Here is an 18,209-nt window from a genome sequence, read left to right as displayed (position 1 = left end):
GATCCGTATGACCGCCACCACCCGCCCCCCGGTCCCCACGCGCGAGCAGGCGCTCGCGGACCTCGTCGACGTCCTGGGCGTGGGCGGCTCGGCCGCCCACGAGATCGGGCTCGACGACGACCTGACCGACCACGGCCTCGACTCGGTGCGGCTCATGGCGCTGCTCGAGCGCTGGCGCGCGGCGGGCTGGCCCGTCGAGTTCGCCCAGGTCGCGGTCGAGCCCACGCTGCGCGGCGCACTGCGCGCGCTGGGCGTGCCGACCCCCTGACCTGCGGGCCCGCGCCACGTGCGGGCCCGGCCCACCGCTTCACCAGCAACCCACCTCAAGGAGAACCCCGCATGTCCAGCTCCCGATCCCTCACCGCCGCACGAGGCACCCGGACCTCCCGCGCCACCGCCTGGCTGGTCGTCCCTGCCCTCGCCGCGGTCCTCGCCGTGGGCGGGTGCGCGGGCGGCACGTCGCAGGCCGGCGAGCCCGCCGGCTCCTCGGCCGAGGCCGGCACGCGCACGGTCGAGACCGCGTTCGGTCCCGTCACGATCCCGACCGACCCGCAGAGCGTCGTGGCGCTCGAGGGTGGCACGGGGCCGCTCCTGGAGGCCGGGATCGTGCCCGTCGCGACCGCGGACGGCGACTGGGCCGACTCGTTCCTGCCCGCCGAGCACGAGCAGGTCGCGGACCTGCCGATCGTCCTGGGCGCGGACGGCTGGGACTACGAGAAGATCGCGTCGCTCGAGCCGGACCTGATCGTCGGGTTCGTGCGCGGCGGCAAGGAGGAGGAGCTCAGCGCCGAGAAGAAGGCCGACTTCGACAAGCTCTCGCAGATCGCCCCGACGGTCCTGATCCGCGCCACGGGCTCCGCCACGGTCAAGGACGCGTCGGTCGAGATCGCGACGGCCCTGGGCGCGGGCGAGGAGGCCGAGGCGACCAAGGCCGCGTACGAGGCGCGCGTCGCCGAGATCAAGGAGACGTACGGCGACGTCATCGCGGCCAACACGTTCGCGGGCCTCGACTCGTTCGAGGAGGTCACGGTCTACTCCCGGATCTCGTGGCTCGGGGGCATCCTCGCCGACATCGGCGCCCCGCTGCCCGCCGTCGTGGCCGAGGAGACCACCGAGAACGGCGTCTTCCTGTCCTACGAGCAGCTCGGCCAGGTCGCCGACGCCACGGTCGTGCTCCACGAGCAGACGGTCGACGGCGCTCCCGGTCCCGGCGCCGAGGAGCTCGCCGCGGCCGCGACCTACCAGTCGCTCCCGGCCGTGACCGCGGGGCACGCGTACGGCATCCGCTACTTCTTCGCGGACCGCTACAGCCTGGCGCTCGACGTCCTCGACCAGCTCGAGGTCGTGCTCGAGGACCTCCAGGCCTGATGACGACGCCCTCCGCCCCCGACCTCCTGGCCCCGCCGGCTCTCGTCCCCGGACCCTCGTCGGCGCGCTCGGGCGCGCCCGTGGTCCGTGCCCCCGACGTGTCCACCCGGACGCGTGAGCCCGCGGGCCTGCCGCTGACGACCGCGCAGCTCGGCGTCGTCGGCGCGCAGCTCGTGCGACCCGGCACCACGGCGTACGCGGTGGGCGAGGTCGTCGAGATCTCGGGTGACCTCGACACCGCGCTGCTCGCGCTCGCCGTGGAGATCGTGGTCGGTGAGACGGAGGCGCTGCGCACCTCGTTCGAGGTGTCCGACGGCGTCACGCAGGTCGTGCACCCGGCCGGCGGTCCTGCTCCCGGTCGGGCGAGCGCCCCCGCGGGCGTGCCGTCCGGCGGGGTACGGGTCCTCGACCTGTCGGGGGAGCAGGACGCCCGCGCACGGGCCGAGGCGCTCGTCGAGGCCGACCGGCTGCGCCCGTTCGCTCTCGACGCGCCCGGCCTGGCGCGTCAGGCGATCGTCCGGATCGATGCCCGCACGCTGTGGTGGTCGGTCGTGGTGCACCACGCGATCCTCGACGCGTACGGGATCACGCTCGTCCTGCGCCGCGTCGCCGACGTCGTCAGCGCGCTGGCCACGGGGCGCGCGGTGGCCGCGAGCCCGTTCGGCGCGGTCGCGGACGTCGTGGCCGAGGAGGAGCGCTACGCGACCTCGCCCGAGCGTGCGCGCGACCGGGAGCACTGGTCGTCCCGTCTCGACGTCCTGGGCGCCGCGGGGCCGGGCGGCTTCAGCGACGGGCCCGTGGCGGGCATCCCCGAGGTGAGCGACGCCGTGGTGCGCGTCGTGCACGAGGGGGGCTGCGCCGTCGGGCCGCTCGAGGAGGTCGCCGCGCGCTCCGGCGCCGGGTGGCCCGACGTCGTCGCGGCCACGTTCGCCGCGCACCTCGCTCTGGTCTCCGGGCGGCGCCACGTGGCCGTGGGCATGCCTGCGATGAACCGCATGGGGTCGGTCGCCGCGATCGTCCCGACCATGCGCGTCAACGTGCTCCCGGTCGTGGTGGACGTCGCCCCCGGGCAGCGGATCGACGCGCTCGTGGCGCAGGTGCGCGAACGCGTGGGCGAGCTGCGCCGGCACGGGCGCTACCCCGCCGAGCAGATCGCACGCGAGGCGGGCGCGGTCGTGACCGCGGCCGAGCTCAACGTCAAGCTCTTCGACCACGACCTGCGCTTCGGCGCCGCGACGGGCCGGCTGCGCACCGTGGCCGAGGGACCGGTCGACGACCTCGCGGTCTCGGTCGTGCGCGTCCCCGGACCGGACGGCGACGAGCTGCGCCTCACGGGCACCGCGCCCGCACACCTCTTCACGCGGCCCGACGTCGCCGCTCGCCTGGGCGAGCTGGCGCACCTCCTCGAGGGCGTGGGTCGGGCCGCGCCCGGCGCGCGCGTGGGCGGCCTGGGGCTCGCGTCACCCGCGACCGAGCGCCAGATCGTCGCGGGCTCGACCGGGCCCGCACTGCCCGGAGGCGCACTGCCGTTGCTCGCGGGCGAGCTGTTCGACCGGGCGGTGGCCCGGCGCGGCGAGGCCGTGGCGCTCGTCGCGCGCGAGACCTCGACCTTCCGTGCGCTCGACGAGGCCGTCGCGCACCTGGCCGGGCGGCTCGTCGCGGCCGGGGCCGGGCCCGAGACCCTCGTCGCGATCGACCTGCCGCGGGGCACCGACTACGTCGTGACCCTGCTCGCGCTGCACCGCTGCGGGGCTGCTGCCCTCCTGCTCGACGACCGGACCCCGCCCGCGCGGCGCCTCGCGCTCGTCGACCGGCACGAGGCGCGGATCGTGGTCGCTGCCGGGACCGCTCCGGCCGGGGCCTCTGCGGACCAGGGCCACCGCGCGGGGCGCGACGGCCTGTGGGCGGGGCGCGACGTCGTCGGGCCGCGCGGGGACGCCGCCTCCCACGGGGCCGCGCCGCTGCGGCAGGCGCTCGACGTGCCCCGCGACGCGCTCGCCTACGTCCTGCACACGTCCGGGTCCACGGGCGAGCCCAAGGCCGTCGGGATCAGCCACGGCGCGCTCGCGCAGTTCCTCGCGCACCACCAGGAGCACGTCGTGCCGCGCGTCGAGGACGGGGTGCAGCGTGTCGCGCAGACCATGCCGCTGGTGTTCGACGGCTCGTGGGACACGCTGCTCGCGCTGCTGCTGGGTCACGAGCTGCACCTGCTCGACGTCGAGCAGTACCGCGACCCCGACACCCTCGTGGACCTCGTCGTGTCGCGCGGCATCCACCGGATCGACCTGACCCCGACCGTCATGGCGGCCGTGGTCGAGGCCGGGCTGTTCGCGCGCGACCACTCCCTGCGGACCGTCTCCGTGGGCGGCGAGGCGTGCCCGCCCGCGCTGTGGACCACGCTGCGTGCGCAGCCCGGGCTGCGGGTCCTCAACCTCTACGGGCCCACCGAGTACACGGTCGACGCCGTGGGCGCGCGCGGCACCGACGCCGACCAGCCCGTGATCGGGCGGCCGCTCAGCGCGACCACGGCCCTGGTGCTCGACCAGCACCTGCGCCCCGTGCCCGACGGCGTCGTCGGCGAGCTCTACCTCGCCGGACCCCAGCTCGCGCGCGGCTACCTGCGTCGCCCCGACCTCACGGCCGAACGCTTCGTCGCGTCGCCGTTCGGGGAGCCGGGGGAGCGCATGTACCGCACGGGAGACCTCGCGCGCCGCGACGCAGAAGGGCTGCTGCACTACGTCGGGCGCCGCGACCACCAGGTCAAGATCCGCGGGTTCCGCGTCGAGCCCGGCGAGACCGAGGCCGCGCTGCTCGCGCTGCCCGGCGTCGTGCAGGCGACGGTCCAGGCACGGCGGTCGGCCCTGGGGGCGCGGCTCGTGGCGTACGTGGTGGCTCCTGGACCGACGGGGGACGCGCTGCGCGCGGCGCTCGCCGACGTCCTGCCCGAGCACCTGGTGCCCGCGGTGGTCGTGGTGCTCGACGCGCTGCCGCTCACGAGCAACGGGAAGCTCGACGTCGGTGCCCTCCCGGAACCCGCGGCGGGACCTGGACCGACGGTGACGGGCCCGCCCGCCGAGGGGGACCCGCTCGCCGGCTCAGGGCGACCGGACCTCCCGGCGACGGTGACCGACGTGACCCTCGCGTTCGCCTCGGCGCTCGACGGCGCCCCCGTCGCGCCCGACGCCGACTTCTTCGCCCTGGGCGGCGACAGCATCCGCGCGATCCACGTCGTGGCGCGGCTCCGCGAGAAGGGGTGGCGCTCGAGCGTGCAGGACGTGTTCGAGCAGCGCACCGTCGCGGGGGTCGCCGCGCGGCTGCGCCCGCTCGCGACCGATCCCGCCCGGCCCCGGCCGGCCCGGAGGCCTGCGGGTCTGCGGAGCGGGTGGGCCGGCCGGGGCCGGGGCGCTCGGCACCACCCAGGACGCGGCAGCGCCGCTCCTCGACCTCGCGCCCGGCGACCTCGACCGCCTGGGCGCCCTCCTCGGCGACCGCCGACGCACACGGAAGGCACGACCATGAGCTCGACCGAGAGCATCGAGGCCGTCTGGCCGCTCACGCCCCTCCAGCGCGCGCTGACCGCGCACGCGGGGCTCGCGGCCGACGGGCAGGACCCGTACGTCGGCCAGACCCTGGTCGAGCTCCGTGGACCGCTCGACGGGCCCGCCCTGGAGCGGAGCCTCGACACGCTGCTCGGGGCGCACCCGAACCTGCGCGCGGGGTTCGCGGTCGACGACGACCTGGACCCGATCCAGTTCGTCCCCAGCCAGGCCACGGCCGAGGTGGTCTGGTACGACGCGGCGGGTCCGGACGCGGCGGACAGGGGCGTGGCGCGCGCGGAGCAGGGCGGTGAGGGCGACGCCGAGGAGGGCGCTCCCGGGGCGGACCGTGACCGCGCCCTGCGCGACGCGACGCGTTCCGCCGCCGCGGCCGAGCGCTCGCTCCCGTTCGACCCGGCCGACCCCCCGCTCGTGCGGTTCGGGGTCGTGGTGCTCGGCGCGGAGCACCACGTGCTGGTCGTCACGAGCCACCACCTGGTGCTCGACGGCTGGTCCATGCCGCTGCTCGTGCGCGAGGTCGCGCGGCTCTACGGGGCCGAGCTGGCCGCCGAGGGCGACGAGATCCCGCCCGCCCGGGGCCGGTTCGTCGACCACCTCGTGTGGCTCGGGAAGCAGGATCCCGACGCGGCGCGTGCCCACTGGCACGAGGCGCTCGCCGACGTCGACCTCTCGCGGTGGCCCGAGGCCGCGACGTGGTCGGCAGGCGACGTCCCCGAGGACGCCTTCACGATCCACCGGCCTCTCGACGGTGCGGCGGTCGAGGCGGTCCGCGCCGGGGCCCGGGCGCAGGGCGTCACGTCGGCCACGCTCGTCCGCGCGGCCTGGGGCCTGACGGTCGCCGCCCACGCCGGGACGACCCAGGCGACCTTCGCAGTCCCGGTCGCGCTGCGCAGCCCCGAGGTCGAGCACGCCGACGAGATCGTCGGGATGCTCACCGAGTCCGTCGTCGCGCGCGTCGACGCCCACGCCGCGAGCTCCCTCGGCGCCGTCGTGGCCGACCACGCCCGTCGCTGGAACGCGTCCTGGGACCACCAGCACGTCGGGCTGCGCGGCATCCAGGCCGCGGCGGGCACCGAGACGCCCGTCGCGACGACCCTCGTGTCGTTCGAGCAGGCGGCGAGCGCGGGGGTGGTGGCCCCGACCGTCGTCGGCCTCGACCCGCTGCACCTGCGCGTGCTCGCGACGCACGACGCCACGCACTTCCCGCTCGCGCTCGCGGTCGACGCGGGCCCCGACACCTGGGGCCTCGCGCTCGACGCCCACGCGTCGGCCGTCACGCAGACCGGTGCCGCGGAGCTCCTGGCAACGTTCGAGCGCATCCTCCTGGCCGTCGCCACGACCCCCGCGGCACGGGTCGCGAGCCTCGACCTCGTCGCAAGGAAGGGGCGTGCCGCGGAGGTGTCTTCGGGGGCGGCCGGGTCGCCCGCCGTCGCCGACGTCCCGGGAGGCGCCGCGCACCCTTCGGCGTCCCGCGTCCCGAGCGCGGCCCCCGCCACCCGCCCTGCGCTCGTGACCGAGGTCCTGGCCGGCTCGATCGCACGCCACCCGCACGCGGGCGCTCTCGTCGTCGGCGACCAGCGCTGGACGTTCGCCGAGCTCGACCTCGCGATCACGCGGGCCGAGCGTCGCCTCACGGCGTGCGGGGCTCGCCCGGGCGACGCGCTCGCGATCGACCTGCCGCGCGACGAACGCATCGTCCACGTGATCCTCGCGGCACTGCGCCGCGGCCTGGCCGTCACGCCGCTCCCGCACGGCGCGCCCGAGCGGCGCGCGCACGTCCTGCGTCTCAGCGGGGCACGCCTCCTGTGGGACGAGGCCGGGCCGCGCCCCCTCGCCACGGCGCCGTCCCCCGCGCCCGCCCGCGAGGCGACCGACGCGCCCGGGGCGGGCTCCGCCGTCGGGCCCGACGACGCGCCTGCGGCGACCCACGCTGCCGGGGCGCGTGCCGTCGTCGGGCCTGAGCTGCCGCCCGCGCCCGAGGCCGCGACCCTGCGCGCGTGCGTCGGCAGCATCATCTTCACCTCGGGCTCGACGGGCGAGCCCAAGGGCGTGGCCGTGGGGCAGGACGCGCTCGCGCACCTGCTCGAACGGCACCGCACCGAGCTCTACCCGCCCGGCGAGCGCCTGCGCGTCGCGCACACCGCGGCCTTCTCGTTCGACGCGCACTACGACGCGTTCCTCGCGCTCGCCGCGGGGCACGAGCTGCACGTGCTCGACGAGGACGTGTTCCTCGACCCGGTCGCGCTGCGCGACTACACGACCGAGCACGGGATCGACTACCTCGACTTCACGCCGACCGTCTGGGGCGCGCTGCTCGCGGGCGCCGAGTGGGCGCGCCTGCCGCGGATCTGCGTCGCGGGCGGCGAGGCGTTCGGACCCGCGCTGTGGACGCAGATGCGGGCGCTCGCAGCGCCCACGGGGGCGCGCGTCGTCAACCTGTACGGGCCGACCGAGGCCACCGTCGACGCCCTCGCCGCGGACGTCGCGGACACGGCCGAGCCGGTCGTCGGGCGACCCGTGGGACGCACGCGGGCCGTGGTGCTCGACGCCGCGCTGCGCGAGGTCCCGGCCGGCACCGTGGGCGAGCTGTACCTCGCGGGACCGCAGCTCGCCGAGGCGTACCTGGGGCGGGCGGGCCTGACCGCGAGCCGGTTCGTCGCCCGTCCCGGCGGGGCCCCGGGGGAGCGCATGTACCGCACGGGAGATCTCGCGCGCCGCGCCGAGGACGGCACCCTGAGCCTGCTGGGGCGCAACGACGACCAGATCTCGCTGCACGGGTTCCGCATCGAGCCGGGCGAGGTCGAGCAGGCGCTCGTCGCGCTCGACGGCGTGGCCGAGGCCGCGGTCGTGCTCGCCGAGCACCCGCGGTGGGGGAGCAGGCTCGTCGCGTGCGTGACGGGCGGCGGGTCCCTGGACCCGGACGCCCTGCGCGCCGCGGCGGCCGAGCGCCTCGCGCGGCACCTCGTGCCGACCGCGTTCGTCGTGCTCGACGCCCTGCCGCTCACGCGACACGGCAAGCTCGACCGTCGCGCGCTGCCCGCGCCCGACTGGGACGGGGCACGGACGTCCGGGGGTGGTGCGGGCCGGGCCGGCGCGGCGTCCGTCGGCCGGTCCGCTGCCGAGCCGACCCCCGTCGAGGCGCAGGTCCACGCGGCCGCCGCCCGTGTCCTGGGCGGGGACGGCGTGGGCCTCGACGAGAGCTTCTTCGCGGCGGGGGGCGACAGCATCGACGCGCTCCAGCTCGTCGCGGCGCTGCGCCGCGAAGGGCTCCTCCTGACGCCCGCGGACCTGTTCGCGGCGCGCACGCCGCGCGAGATGGCGCGACGGGTCCGGCCCGACGGCGTCGCGTCCCCAGGCACGTCGGTCGGTTCGGGCTCGGGGCGCGCCGGAGCGGGTGGTGCTGCCGCCGTGCTCGTGCCGTTGACCGCCGCGCAGGCCGTCGCGTTCGACGAGCACGTGCGTGCGGCCGTGCCGGGCGCGACGCGCGTCGACGACGTGCTGCCCCTGACCCCGACCCAGCTCGGCATGGTCGCCGAGGCCGCCCGCGACACGGCCGACGCCTACCGCACGACGACGCGCTTCACCGTGACCGGGCCGGGCGAGGACGGAGGCGCGCTGATCGCGGGCGCGGTGCAGACGCTCGTGCGCCGGCACGCGAACCTGCGCGGCGCCGTCCTCCAGCTCGACCTGCCCGCGCCGGTCTTCTTCGTGCCGGACGCCGCCCGGGTGCCCGTCACCGAGCACGACGGCCGGGGGCTCGACCCTGCCGGGCTCGCCGTGCTGCTCGACGACGTCGACCTCGCCGAGCGCTCGCGCCTGGGCGATCTGTCGCTCGCACCGCTCGTGTCGGCCGCGATCGTGCGGACGGGCGAGGACGAGCACGTGCTGGTCCTCGCGATGCACCACCTGCTGACTGACGGCTGGTCCGTGCCGCTGCTCGCGGCGGAGCTGCGGGCGGTGCTCGCTGGTGAGGCCGGCGGGGCCGGCGGGGACGCCGGCGGGGAGAGCCTCGCGGAGTCGGGCGAGCCGTCCTTCCGCGACTACCTGGTGTGGCTGCGCGACGCCGAGGCGGGGCGCGAGGGGTTCGAGGGCCTGTGGCGGGCCGAGCTCGACGGGGTCGACGAACCGTCGCTGCTCGGGGTGCACGGGGGGCTCGGGGCGCTCGGGGTGCCGGAGGTCCCGGACCCGCCGAGGGTGACGGACTCGCCCGCCGAGGGTGACGGACTCGCCCGCCGAGGGCGACCGACCGACCCGCCGAGGGCGACGGACTCGCCCGCCGAGGGAGACGCGCGCATCGTCACGCCCGTCGCGATCGACGCGCAGGGCCTGCGCGCTGTGGCCCGCCGTGCCGAGGTCACGCCCGCGACGGTCGTCCAGACCGCGTGGGGTCTCGTCGTCGCCGCGCTGACCGGGCGCCCCGAGGCCGTGGTCGGTTCGACCGTCGCGGGCCGGCCGACCGACCTGGAGGGCGTCGACCGCATCATCGGGATGTTCGTGAGCTCGTCGCCCGTCCGGGTCCCGGCCGGTGCGCACCTGACCGCGGACTCGCTGCTCCAGGACGTCCAGGCGCGCCAGGCCAGGCTGCTCGACGCCCACCACGTGGGGCTCCCGTCGATCGCACGGATCGCGGGCCACCCTCTCTTCGACACCCTCGTGGTCGTCGAGAGCTACCCTCGCGGGGACCGTGCGGTCGCCGTCGGCGAGGACCCGGTCGCCGTCGGCGAGCAGGGCGGTCGCCCTCAGGGGGTGGGCTCGTCGCCCTCGGCGGGCGAGTCCGTCGCCGTCGTCCCCACGGGCGGCCACGACGCGACGCACTACCCCGTGACCGTCACGGTCCTCCCCGCGCCCGACGGCGACGGGCTCACGCTCGAGATCGAGCAGCGCCCTGGCGCGCTGGCCCCCGCGGTCGCTGCCGTCCTCCCGGACGCGCTCGCGAGCGCCCTCGAGCACCTGGTCCGCGGCGGCAGCCTCCCGACGTCGCACGCTGTCGTCGGGACGGTGCGCGTGCCGCGCCCGACCCCGGCCGGAGCGACCGTCGACGCGTCGCCCCGCGCGACGACCCACCACGGCGCGCGTGCGCACGGCCGCGCCCCCGACCAGGGTGACGCGAGCGCCCGGGGGATCGACGCCGTCGGGCCGGGCGAGCGTCCCGCGGAGGACCGCACCGAGCGCGTCCGCGCCGAGGTCTCCCGCGTGCTCGGGGCCGACGTCGACCCCACGACCGACTTCTTCGCCGCGGGCGGAGACAGCATCAGCGCGATGCAGCTCGTCGGGGCGCTGCGCGGGCGGGGCCTGGTCGTGACGGTCGGCGCGGTCTTCACTGGCCGCACGCCGGCAGGGATCGCGGCGGCCGCGACCAAGACCGCGCCCGCACCGTCGCCGGCGGCCGCCCGCGCGCGGGACGGGCTCGCCGAGCACGGCGACCTGCCCCTCACCCCCGCGCTCGCCTGGCTCCTGGAGAGCGGCGGCGACCACCGCGGGTTCGTCCAGGTGCGCGTCCTGCGGACCCCCGCCGACCTCACCGAGGCCGCGCTCCGGGCGGCGCTCGCGGGCCTCGTGGCGGCGCACGGCGCCCTGCGTCTCGCGGTGCACGACGGCGGCGCGCGCGTCCTCGACATGGCCTCGCCCGAGGCGTCGGGCGACGTCCTGCGCCTCGCCGGCGGCTCCGGAGGGCCCGTGCTCGACGAGGCGCTGCGCGGCGCGGCGGCCGAGATCGACCCGGCGACGGGCCGGGTGCTGCGCGCGGTGTGGGACCGGGACGCGCGCGAGCTGGCGCTCGTCGCCCATCACGTCGCGGTCGACGCGGTCTCGTGGCGCATCCTCGTCGACGACCTGCGGACGCTCGCGGCGGGCGGCGACCTGCCTCCCGCGTCGGCGAGCCTGCGGGCCGCCGCGGCGGCCATGCGCGACGAGGCGGCCCAGCGGGTGCCTGAGCTGCCCGCATGGCTCGACGTGCACGCCGGGCCGGCCGTCACGCTGACGGCCCGACCGCTCGACCCGGTGCTCGACACCGTGGCCACCGCGCGCGAGGTCGTCGTGCGCCTCGGGGCGGACGACACCCGGCTCCTGCTGGGGCTCGCACCCGAGCACCGCACCGACCACGTCCTGCTCGCGGCGCTGTCGCTCGCGGCGGGCGAGGCCGTCTCCGCGGGCGAGGCCGTCTCCGCGGGCGGGGGCGCCTCGGCGGGCGGGATCCTCCCGCCGGGCGAGACGCGCCGCGGCGGGGCTCGCGCCGGTGGGACCACCGCCGCCGAGCTCGTGGTCGAGACCGAGGGGCACGGGCGACGTCTCGACGGCGAGGGGCCCGACCTGTCGCGGACCGTCGGCTGGTTCACCACGACCTGGCCCGTCCGGCTGGCTGCGTCACCGGGGGCCGCGGCGTCGGCCCACCTGCGGGCCACGGCGCGCCAGGCCGCGGAGGTCCCGGGCGACGGGCGTGCGTACGGGCTGCTCCGGCACGTCGCCCCGGTGGCGTCCGCGGCTCTGCGCGAGGCCGCGGCGGCCTGCCCGCCGCAGGTCCTCGTCAACTACCTGGGACGCGAGACCAAGAGCGCCGAGGACTGGGGGAGCGCGGCCGACGCCGCGCACGTCGAGTCCGCGCTCGACCTCCACGCCGACCTGCCGTCGTCGCACCCGGTCGAGCTCAACGCGTACGTGGTCGACGGCCGGGACGGCCCCGAGCTCGTGGCGCGCTGGCTGCTGGCCCCGGCGGTCGACGGCGAGCCGTCACCCTCGGCGGGCGCGTCGGTCGCCCTCGACGGACGGGGCGGTCACCTTCGGGTCGCGGGGGCGTCGCCCTCGGCGGACGGGGTCGGCGACCGGCTCGTCGAGGCGTGGGGCAGGCACCTGCGCGCCCTCGTCCGAGAGGCCTCGACCGAGGTGGCAGCGGCTCCGGCGCTCCCCACGGGCACCCCCTGGCCGCTCACGCCCGTGCAGCGCGGCATGATCCTGCACGCGCTCGAGGCGCCCGTCGACCGGTACACGAGCGCGGTCGACGTGGGCCTCGACGGGCCCCTCGACGTCGCCGCGCTGCGCGCCGCCGCAGCCGACGTCCTCGCGGCCCACCCGCAGCTCCGCCTCGCGGTCGCGGCCCGCGGCCCCGAGGACCTGGGGCTCGTCGTCACGGACGTCACCGAGGTCCCGCTGCGCGAGATCACGCTGCCCGACGGCGTGGCTCACCTCTCGCATGCTCCGCGAGATGCGGCGGACGGGGGTTCGAGCGGGAAACTGACCCCCGTTCGCCGCATCTCGCCGGACGGGGCCGGCCGTGGACCGGTGGCGGCGTACGCCGAGATCGCGCTGCCCGGCGCCGCGCACCACGACGCCGCACATCCAGATGCCTCGCACGCCGACGCCGCCCACCCGGACGCCGTGCGCCGCGCGCTCGACGAGATCATGGCCGACGAGCTCGACCGCCCCTTCGACCTGGCACGACCACCGTTGCTGAGGCTCGTCGTCGTCCACCTCGGAACCCACGAGGGGGCCGGTCACCGGCTCGTCGTGACGAACCACCACGTGCTGCTCGACGGCTGGTCGGTGCCGTTCCTGGTCGACCTCCTGCTCGGGGCGTACGCGCGGCGCGTCGGCGCACCCGCGGGAGCGGCGCCGTCGGGCCTCGACGGCCTGGTGCCACCGACCCCCGGTGCGGCCTGGCAGCTCTCGCGACGCCTCGCGCGGCGCGACGTCGGCGCGGTCGACGTGTGGCGCGACGCCCTGGCCGGAGCGCGCCCCGTGCGTGTGGCCGAGCCCGAGGACACGGGCGAGCGGCCGACCGTGCTGCACGCGTCCCCCGACGGCCTGGGCGACCGGCTCGTCCGGTCGGCGCGTGCCGTGCAGGTCACGACGGCCGACGTCGTGACCTCGGCCTGGGGGCTCGTCCTCGCGGCTCTCACCGGGGAGCGCGACGTGCTGACCGGGACGACCGTCGCGGGCCGGCCCGCCGAGATCGAGGGCGCGCACGGCGTGCCCGGGATGTTCGTCAACACCGTGCCCGTGCGGGTCCCGGTCGGAGGACCGGGCGCCACCCCGGGCGGGGGCTCGTCAGGTGACGGTCCGGCAGATGACGGACCCGACGACGGCGCACGCGCCTGGACCGTCGCCGACCTGGTCCGCGCGGTCCACGAGCGGCAGGCGCGCCTGCGCGACGTCGACCACGTCGCGCTCGCGGACGTGCAGCGGGCGCTCGGGGTCGGCGACCTGTTCGACACGCTGCTCGTGGTCGAGAACTACCCGCGCGACGCGGACGCCCAGCCGGGCGCCGCGGTCGGCCTGCGGATCACCGACGTCCAGGGCGACGACCGCACGCAGTACCCGCTCGCGCTCACGGTCGACGCGTCCGAGGGGCTGAGCGTGCAGCTCGACCACCTGGCCTCGGTACCCGCCGACCGGGCGGGCGCGGCGCTCGCGGCCGTCGTCGAGGTGCTCGGCCTGCTGGCCGAGGCCCCGGAGACTCCCGTCGAGGACGTCCTCGCGGGACTCGCGGAACGGTATCCCGCGCTGCGCGAGGGCCTCGCTGCGGTGCCGCCCGGGGCAGGGACCCCACCGGAGGGGGCGCCCGGGGAACCGGACGGTGCCCCGCCCGCGAGCCTGGGCACGCCCCCGCCCGCGCCCGCGAGACTGCCCGTCCTCGTCGTCCGCGAGGTCTTCGCCCAGGCCCTGGGCGTGCAGGACGTGGCCGACGACGACAACTTCTTCGCCCTGGGCGGCGACTCGATCGTGGCCATGAAGGTCACGACGACGCTGCGTGCGCGGGGCTGGACGGTCGACCCGCGGTCGGTCTTCGCGGCGCCGACCCCGGCGTCGCTCGCGCTGCGCGCACGCCCCCTGGACCAGTTGTCAGAAGCGCCCCGGGCCATACCCCGGCCACCTTCTGACTGCTCCCCGCTCGTCTCCCCGCTCCTCGCGATGTCCGCGAGCGAGCTCGGCGACCTCGACGACCTGATGAGGAACCTGACATGACCACGACCGACGAGCGCACCGGCACGGCCGCCACGGCCGCCGCCCCGACGATCGCCGAGGTCCTTCCCCTCGCCCCGCTCCAGGAGGGCCTGCTCTTCCACGCGGTCTCGGAGGACACGGGCCTGGACGTCTACACCATGCAGTCGACGTACCGGTTCCCGGGCGGCGTCGACGAGCAGGCCATGCAGCGGGCGTGCGAGTCGCTCCTGCGGCGGCACGCGGTCCTGCGAGCGGGGTTCGCGCACGAGCGCTTCGCCCGCCCGGTGCAGTTCGTGCCGACCGCGGTCACGCTCCCGTGGCGTGTCCAGGACCTGGACCACCTGGCGCCCGACGAGCGCACCACGGCCCTCGACCGGCTCCAGTACGACGAGCGTCAGCGCCGCTTCACCATGGACCGCCCGCCGCTCATCCGCTTCGTGCTCGTGCGGCTCGGCGAGCAGGGGGCCGCGCTCGTCGTGACGAACCACCACATCCTGCTCGACGGCTGGTCCGACGCGCTGCTCGTGACCGAGCTCCTGCGGCACTACGCCGCGGGCGGCGAGCACCTGGGCCTCGCGCCGGCCCCGCAGTTCCGCGAGTACCTCGCGTGGGTCGCCGCGCAGGACGCGGACGCGGCGGCGAGCGCGTGGGACGTCTCGTTGTCGGGCCTCGCGGAGGGGACGCTCGTCGCGCCGCCCGACCCACGCCGTCGGGCCTCGATGCCCGACGTCGTCGAGCGGGACCTCGACCCGACCCTCTCGCTCGCGGTCCTGGCCCTGGCGCGCACGTGCGCGGTCTCGGTCAGCACGCTCTACTCGGCCGCGTGGGCGCTCGCTCTGCGCTCGGTCACGGGGAGCAACGACGTGGTGTTCGGCAGCACCGTCTCGGGTCGCCCGCCCGCGCTCGCGGGGGTCGAGGAGATGGTCGGGCTGTTCCTCAACACGGTGCCCGTGCGCCTGGCGACGCGGCCGGGCGAGCCGTTCCGCGACCTGCTGAGGCGCTTCCAGTCGGAGCAGGCCGAGCTCATGGACCACCACCACGTGAGCCTGGGCGAGCTCCAGCGCCGGGCGGGCGTCGGGACGCTGTTCGACACGCTCTACGTCATGCGCAACACGCCCGAGGACGACGCCGAGCTCGACCGCCTCAGCGCGTCCGTGGGCCTCGAGGACGTCGAGGGCGGCGATGCCACGCACTACCCGCTGACGTTCGTGGTCCACCCCGGCCAGCCGTACCGGCTGATCCTGTCGCACCGCGCCGACATCGTCGACGCTGCCCGGGCAGGTGCCCTGCTCGACCAGGTCGAGGCGGTCCTGCGCCGCGCGGTGGGTGAGCCGGGCGCGCCGGTCGCCCGGGTCGCCGCGGTGCCCGACGACGTCGCTCCCCTCCTCGTCGCCCGCGGGGTCCGCGCAGCGCAGGACGTGGGTGAGGACTCGTTGCTCGACCTGCTGGACCGGGCCGTCGCGGCCCACCCGCAGCGGACCGCGCTGGTCCACGGCACCGACGCGGTGACGTTCGCGGGGCTGGGCTCGCGCATCGACGCGCCCGCGCGCGCCCTGTCCGCGGCGGGGGCCGGGCCCGAGGACGTCGTGGCGCTCGCGGTGCCGCGCGGGATCGACTTCGTCGTCGCGCTGTTCGCGACCCTGCGGGCCGGGGCGGCGTACGTGCCGCTCGACGCCGCGCACCCGTCCGGACGGCTGTGCGCGATCGTCGAGGCGGCCAGGGCCGGTGTCGTGGTGCTCGACGAGTCGTTCCGGGGGCTCGTGGGGCCGGTGCTCGCGGGCCGTGAGGTGGTGCTGGTGGTGCCGGAGGACCAGGCGCCGCCGGGGGGGACGGACTCGCCCGCCGAGGGTGACGGACTCGCCCGCCGAGGGCGACCGGACCTGCCGCCGAGGGTGACGGACTCGCCGGTCGAGGGGGACCAGGCCCCGGCCCGCGGCGAGCGCGACCGGCCCACCTCCGGCCACGACCGGCCCACCTCCGGCCACGACCGGCTCGCGTACGTCATGTACACGTCGGGCTCGACGGGCGCGCCCAAGGGAGTCGCGATCGAGCACGGCGGGCTCGTCAACATGCTGCGCAACCACCGCACGGAGATCTTCGACCCGCTCGTCGCGTCGCGACCGGCCGGCCTCCGCGACCTGCCCGTACGCGTGGCGCACACCGTCTCGTTCGCGTTCGACATGTCGTGGGAGGAGCTGCTGTGGCTCGTCGACGGCCACGAGGTGCACCTGCTCGACGAGGCCGTGCGTCGCGACCCGCACGCCATGGCGACGTACTGCGCGACCGAGCGGATCGACGTCGTCAACGTGACGCCCTCGGTGTGCTCGGCGCTCCTCGCGGAAGGGCTGCTCGACGAGGGGCGTCACCGCCCGGGGCTCGTGCTGCTGGGCGGCGAGGCCGTGGGGGCCGAGGTGTGGGACGCGATCGCCCGGACCCCCGGGACCCGCGGCTACAACCTGTACGGCCCCACCGAGTACACGATCAACACGCTCGGCGGGGGCACCGACGAGAGCAGGCGCCCCACGGTGGGCCGTCCCATCGCCAACACCTCGGTGTACGTCCTGGACTCGGGCCTCTCGCCCGTGCCCGACGGGACGCCGGGCGAGCTGTACGTGAGCGGGATCGGGCTGGCCCGCGGCTACCACGGGGCGCCCGGGCTGAGCGCCGAGCGGTTCGTCGCCGACCCGTTCGGGGCGCCGGGCGCGCGCATGTACCGCACGGGCGACGTGGTGCGGCGCCGGCCCGACGGGCAGCTCGACTTCCTGGGGCGCAGCGACGGCCAGGTCAAGATCCGCGGCTTCCGTGTCGAGCCGGGGGAGTCGCAGGCGGTGCTCGCGCGCGACCCGAGGGTCGCGCAGTGCGCGGTGGTCGCGCGCCGGGGTGCGGGGGGAGGGCACGTCCTCGTGGGGTACGTGGTGCTCGCGGGGGCTGACGAGTCCTCCGCCGAGGGCGACGGACGCGCCCGCCGAGGGCGACCCCCCGCAGCGCCGACGGTGACGGGAACTGCTGCCGAGGGTGACGCCGACCTGCTCGCCGACGTCCTGCGGACCATGCGTCGCACGGTCCCCGACCACCTGGTGCCCTCGGCGCTCGTCGCGCTCGACGAGCTGCCCCTGACGCCGCACGCCAAGCTCGACGTCCGGCGGCTGCCCGCCCCCGACCTCGCGCGCGCGGGCGGACGTGCGCCACGGACAGATCTCGAGCGCGAGCTGTGCGCGATCTTCGCCGAGGTCCTGGGCGTGGCGAGCTTCGCGGCCGACGAGGACTTCTACGCCGCGGGCGGCCACTCGCTGCTCGCGATGCGCGCGGTCTCGATGGTCCGCACGCGCCTCGGGCGCCCGCTGAGCGTCGGCGTCCTCGTCACGGCCCCGACGGTCGAGGCGATCGTCGCGCACTGGGACGCCCCCGAGACCGACCCGTTCGCCGGCACGCTCACGCTGCGCGCGCCGACGCCCGGGAGCGACGCCCCACCGCTCGTGTGCCTCGCTCCCGCGGGGGGCCTGGGATGGTCGTTCGCGTCGCTCGTCCCGCACGTCCCGGCCGGGACCGCGGTGCACGCGCTCCAGTCGCCGCGTCTCGCGGGGCCCGACGGCGCCCCCTCCTCGCTCGTCGACCTCGCCGAGCAGACGGTCAGGTCGGTGCGCGAGGTGGCGCCGCGCGGGCCGTACCACCTGCTCGGCTACTCGTTCGGCGCTCACCTGGCGCACCTGGTCGCGACCCGCCTGCAGGAGGCGGGCGACGTCGTCGCGAGCCTGACGATGCTCGATGCCGAGGCCGTCGCGCCCGGGGCGCGTTCCGCCGTCGGGCCGGAGGATCCGTCGCCGTCGGTGGGCGTGTCTGTCGCCCTCGGCGGGCAGGACGGTCGCCCTCGGCCGGAGGACCCGTCGCCGTCGGCGGACGCGCACGCCGAGGAGGTCGACGCCCTCCGGTCGCTCCTCGCGGCCGGCGGCGTCGACCCCGACCTCCTCGCCGAGCCCACGCGCGACGACGTCCTCGACGTCCTGGCCGACGCGCCCGGCGCCTGGGGCGACCTGGACGAGGACGGGCTCGCCGCGGTCGTCGACACCTACCTGTACTCGTGCGACCTCATGGGCCAGGCGCGCTACACGCCCTTCCGCGGCGACCTGCTGCTCTTCACGGCCCAGGACACGGACCGCCACGACCTCACGGCCCAGCGCGACGCCTGGGCCCCGCACGTCACGGGCACCGTGACCCAGCACGCGGTCCTCGCCGGGCACCACGACATCGTCTCCCCGGCGGCGATCGGGCAGCTCGGCCCGGTCCTCGCACGGCACCTTCATCAGGCCCTTGCGGCCACCCGACCCAGCACCGACGAGAGGCACTGAC

General features: G+C 77.0%; 4 protein-coding genes. All 4 read left to right on the top strand.

The features are described from left to right. On the top strand, positions 1 to 268 hold a 268-nt coding region (locus OERS_RS17250), incomplete at its 5' end, for a phosphopantetheine-binding protein (RefSeq protein ID WP_248948709.1). 71 nt (positions 269 to 339) lie between these two features. After that, positions 340 to 1,368 (top strand): ABC transporter substrate-binding protein, encoded by a 1,029-nt coding sequence (locus OERS_RS17245; protein ID WP_068627322.1) that lies wholly within the window; start codon positions 340 to 342, stop codon positions 1,366 to 1,368. After that, positions 1,368 to 13,883, top strand: coding sequence for a non-ribosomal peptide synthetase (locus OERS_RS17240; RefSeq protein WP_068627320.1), 12,516 nt, complete (start codon positions 1,368 to 1,370; stop codon positions 13,881 to 13,883). Before OERS_RS17245 ends, OERS_RS17240 begins: the two co-directional genes overlap by 1 nt. Further along, on the top strand, positions 13,880 to 18,208 hold the full coding sequence (locus OERS_RS17235; protein ID WP_068627318.1) for a non-ribosomal peptide synthetase: 4,329 nt from the start codon (positions 13,880 to 13,882) through the stop codon (positions 18,206 to 18,208). The genes OERS_RS17240 and OERS_RS17235 overlap by 4 nt, the downstream gene beginning before the upstream one ends. The last annotated feature ends 1 nt before the right edge of the window (position 18,209 follow it).

It is taken from the genome of Oerskovia enterophila (assembly GCF_001692445.1).
In the GTDB taxonomy this organism is placed as follows: Bacteria; Actinomycetota; Actinomycetes; order Actinomycetales; family Cellulomonadaceae; genus Oerskovia; species Oerskovia enterophila.
The sequence above is the reverse complement of the archived record's forward strand: the minus strand, read 5'-3'. Positions and strand labels throughout refer to the sequence as shown.